This is a genomic window from Bacteroides sp. DH3716P (genome assembly GCF_025914115.1).
GTDB lineage: Bacteria > Bacteroidota > Bacteroidia > Bacteroidales > Bacteroidaceae > Bacteroides > Bacteroides ovatus.
In genome coordinates, this window is sequence record NZ_CP083673.1 from 6513959 (window position 1) to 6523838 (window position 9880).

Genomic DNA, 9880 nt, shown 5'->3' on the forward strand with positions numbered 1-9880 from the left:
AAATCTTTAGGTAATAACAAAGCCCCAGCTTGTGAAAGTCGGGGCTTTGTGCGTAAAAAACAGAAGGTGTGCATTTGGACACACCTTCTATTATATATCAAAAAAGTAACTTTACTTACTTCACTGCTCTTCTTATTCAGCAGTTTTTCTTCTGATAGCTCTTTTGGTAGTAGCTACCGGAGCTTCTTCCACCTTGTGTTCGATTTGTACGCCAGCCAATTCCGGGTCAATCATAATACGTCCGCAATATTCACAAACGATTACTTTCTTACGAGAACGGATATCCAGTTGTCTCTGGGGCGGAATCTTGTTAAAGCAACCACCACAAGCGTCACGCTGTACGTATACAATACCCAATCCGTTGCGAGAGTTCTTACGGATACGTTTGAAAGACTGCAACAGACGCGGTTCGATCTTAGTTTCCAAATCTTTAGCTTTGTCTCTCAATTTCTCTTCTTCCTGTTTGGTTTCAGAGATAATTTCGTCCAGTTCGCTCTTCTTCTGCTCAAGGTCTTTCAGTCTTTCGTTAAGAATCTGATCGTTCTTCGTTACTTCAGCCTCTTTTTCTTCTTTATCAGCAGAATATTCCTTAATTCTCTTTTCGCAAAGTTCGATTTCCAATGTCTGGAATTCGATTTCTTTCGTCAAGAAATCATATTCACGGTTATTGCGAACATTGTCTTGTTGTGACTTATATTTTTCTACTGAAGCCTTTGCTGTTTCAATTTCTACTCTCTTGCCGGCAATAGCAGATTTCAGTTCATCCACTTCAGCTTTGATCTTGTCGATACGGGTACTCAAACCAGCAATTTCATCTTCAAGGTCTTGCACTTCCAACGGAAGTTCACCTCTCAATGTCTTGATTTCATCAATCTTAGACAACATCGTTTGCAGTTGGAACAGTGTCTTCAGTTTCTGTTCTACCGTCAACTCATTCGGATCTTTTTTTGCTTCTCTAGCCATTTTACTTATAAATATTTTATGGGATTCGTATTTATTTTACTCAATTGGAGTGCAAAATTAGGAAATAAATCCCGGATTATGGAATAAAAAATTTCTTTTGTATATTGTTCGCTTTCGTAATGACCAATCTCTGCCATCAGAATATCACCCTCGTGGCCGAAATAATCATGATATTTGATTTCTCCCGTAATAAAGACATCCGCACCCGTCCGAATTGCCTGTGGAAGCAGGAAAGCTCCGGCACCACCACATAAGGCAACCTTCTGTATTTCTCTCCCCGTCAGTTTGTTATGACGTACACAACCCACTTCAAAGATTTTCTTGATGCGTTTCAGAAACTCGAGTTCCGTTTCCGATTCATCCAATTCACCTACAATTCCCGAACCTGCCTGCAACCAGTCATTCTGCAACGGATACAAGTCAAATGCCGGTTCCTCATAAGGATGTACAGACAATAAAGCCTTTATAACTTCCGCTTTTTTATATATAGGAAGAATGGTTTCAATCCTCACTTCATTTTCATGATGCAGTTCACCGATTGTTCCACAGAAAGGATGCGTTCCCTCTTTTGCCCGGAAGGTTCCCTCTCCTTTCAGATTGTAACTGCATGAATCATAGTTACCTATATTTCCGCATCCGGCTGCAAACAACACTTCGCGCACACTATCGGCTTGTGCATCCGGCACGAAAGTCACCAGCTTAATCAGACAGTTCTCTTTCGGTTCGAGCACTTTCAGATTCTTCAACCCTATTTTCTCTGCTATCTTATAATTAACTCCACCTTGTGCATTATCAAGATTAGTATGTGCTGAATAGATCACAATATCATTCTTTATTGCTTTCAGTATGCAGCGTTCCACGTAATCTTTGCCCGTGATAGATTTATAGCCCTTGAAAATGAGCGGATGGTGCGATATAACGAGATTGTACCCCAGCGCGATAGCTTCATCCAACACAGCTTCGGTAACGTCAAGACACAACAAAGCCCCTGTTGCTTCCGCTTCTGTCAATCCGATTTGCAGGCTGGCATTATCAAATCCGTCTTGCAATGGCAGAGGCGCGAATCGTTCAAGGGCGCTTACTATTTCCTTAATTTTCATTATTGGTAGAAAATTTGGTTGCAAAGATAATAAATAAAATAGGAATTAACATACTAAGTGATCGTTTTTTAGAGAATTTATCGTTATCCATTTTTTGAGATCCCCGTAAAAGATATAAAATACCACCCAGAAACTATCAAAAAGGACCTAAAAACTATCTGTTGATAGAAATTCCCCTAAATTACGTCTGATTCTCCCCTACCAAGGTCGACAAAATATCTTAAACTTGCATCATCAAAATTTTTACAACGAATACTCACATTTTAAAAACAACACATATGAAAAGTTTAAGCTTCAGAAAAGATTTGGTAGGAGTTCAGGAAGAATTACTACGTTTCGCATACAAACTGACAACAGACCGCGAAGAAGCAAACGATTTGCTGCAGGAAACCTCATTGAAAGCATTAGATAATGAAGATAAATATACACCCGATACAAATTTCAAAGGATGGATGTACACCATCATGCGCAATATCTTTATCAATAATTATCGTAAGGTAGTTCGCGACCAGACATTTGTTGACAAGACCGATAACCTTTATCATCTTAATTTGCCGCAAGATGCAGGGTTTGAAAGTACTGAAAGGACATACGACCTGAAAGAGATGCACCGTGTAGTCAATGCTCTTCCGAAAGAATACAGGGTTCCGTTCGCCATGCACGTTTCCGGATTCAAATACCGTGAAATTGCAGAAAAACTGAATCTTCCGTTAGGTACCGTAAAAAGTCGGATCTTCTTTACCCGTCAGAAATTACAGGAAGAACTAAAAGACTTCCGCTAAACCATAACTATATCCATATAAATTTTAGATTAAACAGTTAATTTCATTTTTCAGTTTTATCAATAGGCAAAAGGCAAAAAGAGTTTATATTCTTTTTGCCTTTTGCCTGTTTTCATCGGATAAATTCGGATAAAAACCGGTTCCGGAATAAAAACTAATTATAAATTTTCGCCTAAAGCTTCCGTTATTTATTGAAATTCTGTACTTTTACTTCATCTAAATAATGAATACGATGAAAACAAATTTGACTTTACTGCTCCTGCTAGTTATGATGGTTTCTTGCCAGCCCAAGAAAAGTGATAGTATCGAAATGTCCGTAGCCGAGGCTGCAAAGATTGACAATATCGAAGATTGTGCGGCAGATACGGTCAAAGCTACCGCTATCTTCTGGATTGATAAAGTAGAAACCAAACACTGCAAAGAGTACGGTTTTCGCACAATCAAAGCTAGGGTGCTCATTCGCGAAGACGGGAAGGTTGATTTGCTGTCTTCGTCAAGAAACAATCGCCTGATGTAGAGAAGTATATACGCCATCACCTCTCTAAATTTCAAGTAACGGAAAAGATGTTTGAAGGCGGTTATGTGCAACCCGGAGAACAATTCGTGCAGCTTCGCTGCTTATGGGGAATGTTGAAAGGCAAATAATAAACACGCTAATAACCGGTTAGCTTTTGCTTTTCATTTGCACCTTATTTATCATTTGTACCTTGTTTTTCAGTGCATACCGTTCGTCTACGACTCTGTCCGTAGGGAAGAAAGTGAAAATAAGCCGCCACTCTCCTTCCTTATAGATAAATTTACGTCCACTGGCTCCACGAAGAATTGCTTCGTATTTTTCCTGCAGGAAAGCCTCGATATGTTCCGGCATTTCTGTGCCGGATGCTGAAAACTCCACTGTTATAAAGAAGTGTGGAATAGCTATTTCAGCTACTTTATGGAATATCTGGTCAATAACAGTCATTTCCTGGGTTCTTTTGTTACCTCCAGCAGTTTTCCGTATGCATCAAAAGATCGACGCGAAGCCAATGAAATAGTAATCATTAGCGATAGCATAGATGCTGTGAAAGTAATCACCATAATCATCATCTGATACTTGATAGCGACATTCGGGCTGCTTCCTCCCAGAATTTGTCCGATCATCGTGCCCGGAAGAGCCACCAATCCCATCACGGCAATGTTCGCAATCAGGGGACTAAACGATTTAATGATGGCCTGCCGGATAAATGGAGCCTGCGCTTCCTGCCTTGTTGCTCCGTTTCCCAATAAATACCGATATAGTTGCTGTTCACGTTTCAATCCACTATAATAAGTATTCAAAGCTATTACATTGCTCGACAGCATATTACCCATCAGAATTCCAAATATTGGAATAAAGTATTGGGCGCTAAATATATTATCCAGTTGGAGAACAATACCGATAAAATAGATGCCTACCAATACAACACTACAAAGAAATCCTACCGTAATAGGGATTAATAAAACACTACGTTTCAACTGAGTACGTACCAATGCGGTCTGCCCGGCCACGAATACCATAATTATCACCCAAAGAAAATTAATCCAGGGATTGTTCCATAAAAAGAGATATTTCAGATACATGCCGATAAAGAACAGCTGGATAATCATCCGTAATGTACCAATCACGGCAGGTTTCAGCAATCCCGTTTTAAATTTCCAAAGGTAAAAAAACGGAATGGCAAGCAATAGTAGCCCTATAAAGAGATTATAATATGATATATCAATCGTTCCCACAATATATTCTTAACAATTCTATCCGATTTGCGTTACAGTTCAATTAATTACAGTTCTATTAAATAATGACAGCCCGAAGCAAAGTCCTTATCATGTGATACGGCTAACACAGCCGTTCCTCTTTCCGCCTGTCGCCGGAAAAAAGACAGGACTTTACCGGTTGATCCGGCATCCAAAGCAGAAGTCGGTTCATCTATGATAATGAGAGGTTTGTTGAGCATTGCAGCCACAGCCAACATAATACGTTGGCGTTGACCACCCGATACTTCATTCACCCTCTTTGTATATAATTCGTGTTCCAGCCCCAATTCATCGAAACAAGTGAAAAGTCTTTCTTCCGAAAAAGGAACAGAACGATTCACTTTCAGTCCGAACGGGAGAGCCACCATCTCTTTGACCCATTCAAAAGGTAGTGCCAATTCTTGAGGAATCCATGCAATCTGTCTGCGGACACTATCGATAGTCGATATATCAAGCAATGTTTCCCCTACCTGTATAGATCCTTCTTTCAAAGGCACAAACCCCATTACCGCATTCAGCAACGAAGTCTTTCCACAACCGGATTGACCGACAATGCAAGCCGTTTCTCCCCTTTCCAACTTCATACTGAAACCGGAGAAAAGCACTTCCGTACCAAAAGCAATACAGGCATTATTAATATGTAACATCTATTTGTTCTCTTGAAAATCCTGCCAAAATTATATTTATTGAAGTTCCGCCACCCACTTCTCAATGTTTCGTGTTTCAGCACTAAAATTCACTCCAATCTTAAAAAGTGTTCGCCCATCACTTTCGAAAGGTTTAGCATAATGCTTTTCATTGATCTGCTGCAAGGCTTCTTCAGCCGTACCCTCCAGCTTGAATTCCATGACATAGATAAATTTATCAGTCTGCAAAACAAGATCGATACGGCCCTGGCTCGTGTGATATTCCGCTTTTACATAAAAACCGACTAATTTGAACACGATAAAGAGAACATTCTGATAATGCAATTCCAAATCGCGAACCAATTCATAAGGAGTATCTGCAAAGAAACTCTGAAGACGACGGAAAAAAGAATCATAATCTCCCGAACGGACTTCGCGGACAAACTTCTGAATCTCAAAAGATGATTCTACGGCATTTATATTGGCATAAAAAGGCATGAGATATTTCACAAAACCTTCCTCCACTTCACGATTGGGAAATCCCAGGCGATAAGTTTCAAATTCACGATCGTAGCCTTTTATGGTAAGATAACCGCTCTGATAAATCACAGGGATAGGATTGTCGGAAGTTGAATCAATACTATTCAGTACGTCGGCACTAGTTTCTTCATGAGCCATCCGGTGAAGATCGTAATGATGTTTTTTTAGTAATTCGACCAGATAAGTAGGTGTGCCCGTTTCAAACCAGTAGTTGCCAAACACATTGTATTTAAGGGTGTTAAGTACACTGAACGGATTATACATACCTATAGAATCATGAGTGAAATGATAACCATCATATCTTTCACGCATTTCTGTGCAAATTTCATCATACGTCAAACCTTGCGCATCGGCAAATTCATGCAATTCAGTTTCAAAGTTCTCATGCAACTCACGATCACTGATTCCGCAGATTTCTATATACTGCTGACGCATAGAAATATCCTCCAGATTATTCAGATCGCTGAATACACTTACTTTTCCGAATTTTGTAACTCCCGTAAGCATACCAAATTTAATGCAGCCATCCTTGCTTTTTAAAGCTCCATAGAAAGCCTTCAATGTATCACGAAAACTCTTCTGGAGTTCATCATTACCAATCGCCTGTAACATAGGCTTATCGTATTCATCCACAAGAATAACGACACTCTGGCCCTCTTTCTCACAAGCACGCTGAATAATACCCTCGAAACGCATAGCTAGAGAAGTTTCTGCAGATTCCGCTCCATAGATTTTTTCCCATTCCACCAATGTGCGATTCAGCTTATTTTCAAGTCTTTCCGGTGTATCGTATTTTTCTGTATTGAGGTCAATATGCAGGATCGGATATTTAAACCAGTCTTTTTCCAGTTTCTCTATCGCCAATCCTTCGAAAAGTTTTTTCTTCCCTTGAAAATAGGCTTCCAAAGTAGACAGTAACAAACTTTTCCCAAAACGACGTGGACGACTAAGAAAATAATAACTGCCAGTTTTCACCATTTGATATATCCAAGCAGTCTTATCTATATAGCAATAACCTCCTTTACGGATTTTCTCGAAGTTCTGTATGCCGATAGGATAAATTTTATTACTCATATACTCATAACTTTATAAGTTGACAGATACAAAGATAGCCTTTTCCACCCAATAACACAAAGTCCGATACGAAAGTTTTTTCATATCAGACTCAAATGATAGCCCCTATTTATTTCATCATCTAGTGTAATTTTGCCAATTTTCATTTATCTTTGCCTTACTAATTAATTCAAGAAAGTTATGATACTGAACGAAAGAGACGCTCGTCACGAGCATATATTGCAGGTAGCACGTCAGATGATGACGGCTGCGCGCACTGCTCCGAAAGGAAAAGGAATCGATATTATTGAAGTGGCCCTCATCACTGATGAAGAGATTAAACAATTATCGGACACTATGATAGCTATGGTAGAAGAACACGGAATGAAATTCTTCCTTCGTGATGCCGACAACATCCTAAGTGCCGAATGTGTTGTACTGATAGGAACACGCGAGCAGACACAGGGCTTGAACTGCGGCCATTGCGGATTTGCCACCTGTGCCGGACGTACTGATGGAGTTCCCTGCGCATTGAACAGCATAGATGTAGGTATCGCAATAGGTTCCGCGTGCGCCACGGCAGCCGATTTACGCGTAGACACACGCGTCATGTTCTCCGCCGGATTGGCAGCACAACGCCTGAACTGGCTGAAAGACTGCAAGATGGTAATGGCGATCCCCGTAAGCGCATCCTCCAAGAATCCGTTCTTTGACCGGAAACCGAAGCAGGAAAACAATGCATAACAGTCACATCGATGCAGAAAACAAACTGACTTTAGATGCAGACAATAAACTGATTTTATAAAAAACTAAATATATATAGTCTAATGGGAATCATGGTTGGACTCCCCAGCCCAAGCGGCTCGGAGAAAGATTTGCAGTTGAACTTCGGCAAAAACATGACCGTACAGGTAGAAATGAAAGCACCTCATTTGCCTGCCGAATGGCACATGCAGAGCGGTATACAGTTAACATGGCCACATGCCGATACAGATTGGGCCTACATGCTGGCGGAAGTGCAAGAGTGTTTTATCAATATTGCCAGGGAAATAGCGAAGCGTGAATTATTATTGATTGTCACTCCCGAACCGGAAGAAGTGAAAAAGCAGATAGCTGCTACTGTCAATATGAATAACGTCCGCTTTCTGGAATGTGCCACTAATGACACATGGGCCCGCGACCACGGAGCCATTACAATGATAGATACCGACACCCCTTCCCTGCTCGACTTCACCTTCAACGGCTGGGGACTGAAATTTGCTTCCGAACTGGATAATCAAATTACCAAACATGCCGTAGAAGCCGGAGCTTTGAAAGGCCAGTATATAGACCACCTTGACTTCGTACTCGAAGGAGGTTCTATCGAAAGCGACGGAATGGGTACATTGCTCACCACTTCCGAATGTCTGCTTTCTCCCCAACGAAACGGACGACTGAACCAGGTAGAGATAGAAGAATACCTGAAATCAACCTTCCACCTGCAAAAGGTGCTTTGGTTAGACCACGGTTATCTGGCCGGTGATGATACTGACAGCCACATCGACACTTTGGCACGCTTCTGTTCTACCGACACCATCGCTTACGTGAAATGCGAAAACAAAGAAGACGAACATTACGAAGCACTGCTTGCAATGGAAAAACAGCTGAAAACATTCCGCACCTTAGCAGGAGAACCCTATCGCCTATTAGCCTTACCCATGGCAGACAAGATAGAAGAAGACGGCGAGCGCCTGCCTGCAACTTACGCCAATTTCCTGATTATGAACGACGTTATTCTCTACCCGACATACAATCAGCCGGCGAATGACAAAAAAGCAGGAGAAGTATTGCAGCAAGCCTTTCCAAACCATCAAATAATTGGAATAGACTGCCGTGCCCTGATTAAACAGCACGGTTCCCTACACTGCGTCACCATGCAATATCCGCTGGGTGTTATAAAGGAATCATAAAAGAATTACAAAGGAGCTATAAAGGAATTATAAAATAATGAATGAATCAACCCACTAATTATTCATCATGAGAAAGATAAAAGTCGGAATCATCCAACAATCCAATACCGCAGATATTAAAGCCAATCTAATGAACCTCGCAAAGAGTATCGAGGCTTGTGCCGCTCACGGCGCACAACTGATTGTGCTCCAGGAGTTACACAATTCACTTTATTTTTGCCAGACAGAAAACACGAACCTGTTTGATCTTGCCGAACCGATTCCCGGGCCTTCCACAGGCTTTTATTCCGAGTTGGCAGCAGCTAATAAAGTAGTCCTTGTCACCTCTCTTTTTGAGAAACGTGCTCCCGGACTTTATCATAATACCGCTGTCGTATTCGACCGCGACGGAAGCATTGCAGGAAAATACCGGAAAATGCATATTCCCGATGATCCGGCTTACTACGAAAAGTTCTATTTCACTCCGGGAGACATTGGTTTTGAACCGATTCAAACTTCTTTAGGAAAACTAGGCGTATTAGTATGCTGGGATCAATGGTATCCGGAAGCTGCCCGCCTGATGGCACTAAAAGGTGCGGAACTTTTAATTTATCCTACCGCCATTGGCTGGGAAAGCAGTGACACGGACGATGAAAAAGCCCGCCAACTCAATGCCTGGATTATTTCACAGCGCGCTCATGCCGTTGCCAATGGACTTCCTGTTATCTCCGTCAACCGTGTAGGACACGAGCCCGATCCTTCCGGACAGACAAACGGTATCTTATTTTGGGGAAACAGTTTTGTAGCAGGACCACAAGGGGAATTTCTGGCACAAGCTGGAAACGATCAGCCGGAGAACATGATAGTGGAAATAGATATGGAACGTTCGGAAAACGTTCGCCGTTGGTGGCCTTTCCTTCGTGATCGTCGGATTGACGAATATGATGGGCTTACCAAACGATTCCTTGATTAAAGGCTTACCCACATACCTTCATCGTAGGAGGTTTATCTAATAAAGAAAAAAGAAGAAGGTGTGTCCAAATGCACACCTTCTGTTTTTTACGCACAAAGCCCCGACTTTCACAAGCTGGGGCTTTGTTATTACCTAAAGATTT

At 41.4% G+C, this 9880-nt stretch carries 10 protein-coding genes and 1 pseudogene; 5 read left to right on the forward strand and 6 right to left on the reverse strand.

The features are described 5' to 3' along the window. Window positions 1-132 precede the first annotated feature (132 nt). Both KQP79_RS25135 and KQP79_RS25140 read right to left on the reverse strand, forming a co-directional pair. Window positions 133-963 (reverse strand): zinc ribbon domain-containing protein, encoded by an 831-nt coding sequence (locus KQP79_RS25135; RefSeq protein ID WP_004295942.1) that lies wholly within the window; start codon window positions 961-963, stop codon window positions 133-135. Between the two features lie 5 nt (window positions 964-968). Beyond that, window positions 969-2063: a Nif3-like dinuclear metal center hexameric protein gene (locus KQP79_RS25140; protein ID WP_061447885.1), complete on the reverse strand. Its 1095-nt coding sequence runs from the start codon at window positions 2061-2063 to the stop codon at window positions 969-971. A gap of 278 nt (window positions 2064-2341) precedes the next feature. On the opposite strand from KQP79_RS25140, the gene KQP79_RS25145 reads away from it, so the two are divergent. Continuing rightward, entirely contained in the window at window positions 2342-2845 is a 504-nt protein-coding gene (locus tag KQP79_RS25145; RefSeq protein ID WP_004303051.1) for an RNA polymerase sigma factor, read from the forward strand. Between the two features lie 232 nt (window positions 2846-3077). Further along, window positions 3078-3490, forward strand: a pseudogene (locus KQP79_RS25150) (DUF4891 domain-containing protein). 19 nt (window positions 3491-3509) lie between these two features. Here KQP79_RS25150 and KQP79_RS25155 read toward each other — a convergent pair. The 4 genes from KQP79_RS25155 to KQP79_RS25170 are packed head-to-tail and all read right to left on the reverse strand — an operon-like array spanning window position 3510 to window position 6858. Beyond that, entirely contained in the window at window positions 3510-3806 is a 297-nt protein-coding gene (locus tag KQP79_RS25155) for a hypothetical protein (protein ID WP_004308920.1), read from the reverse strand. Next, window positions 3803-4597 carry an ABC transporter permease gene (locus tag KQP79_RS25160; RefSeq protein ID WP_004308919.1) on the reverse strand — a complete coding sequence of 265 codons (795 nt, stop codon included), beginning with the start codon at window positions 4595-4597 and terminating at the stop codon, window positions 3803-3805. Before KQP79_RS25160 ends, KQP79_RS25155 begins: the two co-directional genes overlap by 4 nt. 47 nt (window positions 4598-4644) lie before the next feature. Beyond that, window positions 4645-5265, reverse strand: coding sequence for an ATP-binding cassette domain-containing protein (locus tag KQP79_RS25165; RefSeq protein WP_004308918.1), 621 nt, complete (start codon window positions 5263-5265; stop codon window positions 4645-4647). Window positions 5266-5301: 36 nt separating this feature from the next. Continuing rightward, on the reverse strand, window positions 5302-6858 hold the full coding sequence (locus tag KQP79_RS25170) for an ATP-binding protein (RefSeq protein WP_004308917.1): 1557 nt from the start codon (window positions 6856-6858) through the stop codon (window positions 5302-5304). 180 nt (window positions 6859-7038) lie between these two features. Between KQP79_RS25170 and KQP79_RS25175 the strand changes: the two genes are divergently transcribed. The 3 genes from KQP79_RS25175 to KQP79_RS25185 all read left to right on the forward strand — a co-directional run bounded on the left by KQP79_RS25175 (window position 7039) and on the right by KQP79_RS25185 (window position 9738). Beyond that, window positions 7039-7581: a ferredoxin domain-containing protein gene (locus KQP79_RS25175; RefSeq protein WP_004303057.1), complete on the forward strand. Its 543-nt coding sequence runs from the start codon at window positions 7039-7041 to the stop codon at window positions 7579-7581. Window positions 7582-7664: 83 nt separating this feature from the next. Next, on the forward strand, window positions 7665-8786 hold the full coding sequence (locus KQP79_RS25180) for an agmatine deiminase family protein (protein WP_022199524.1): 1122 nt from the start codon (window positions 7665-7667) through the stop codon (window positions 8784-8786). A gap of 67 nt (window positions 8787-8853) precedes the next feature. Next, a complete protein-coding gene (locus KQP79_RS25185; protein ID WP_004303059.1) occupies window positions 8854-9738 on the forward strand; it encodes a carbon-nitrogen hydrolase in 885 nt (294 codons plus the stop codon). Window positions 9739-9880 lie beyond the last annotated feature (142 nt).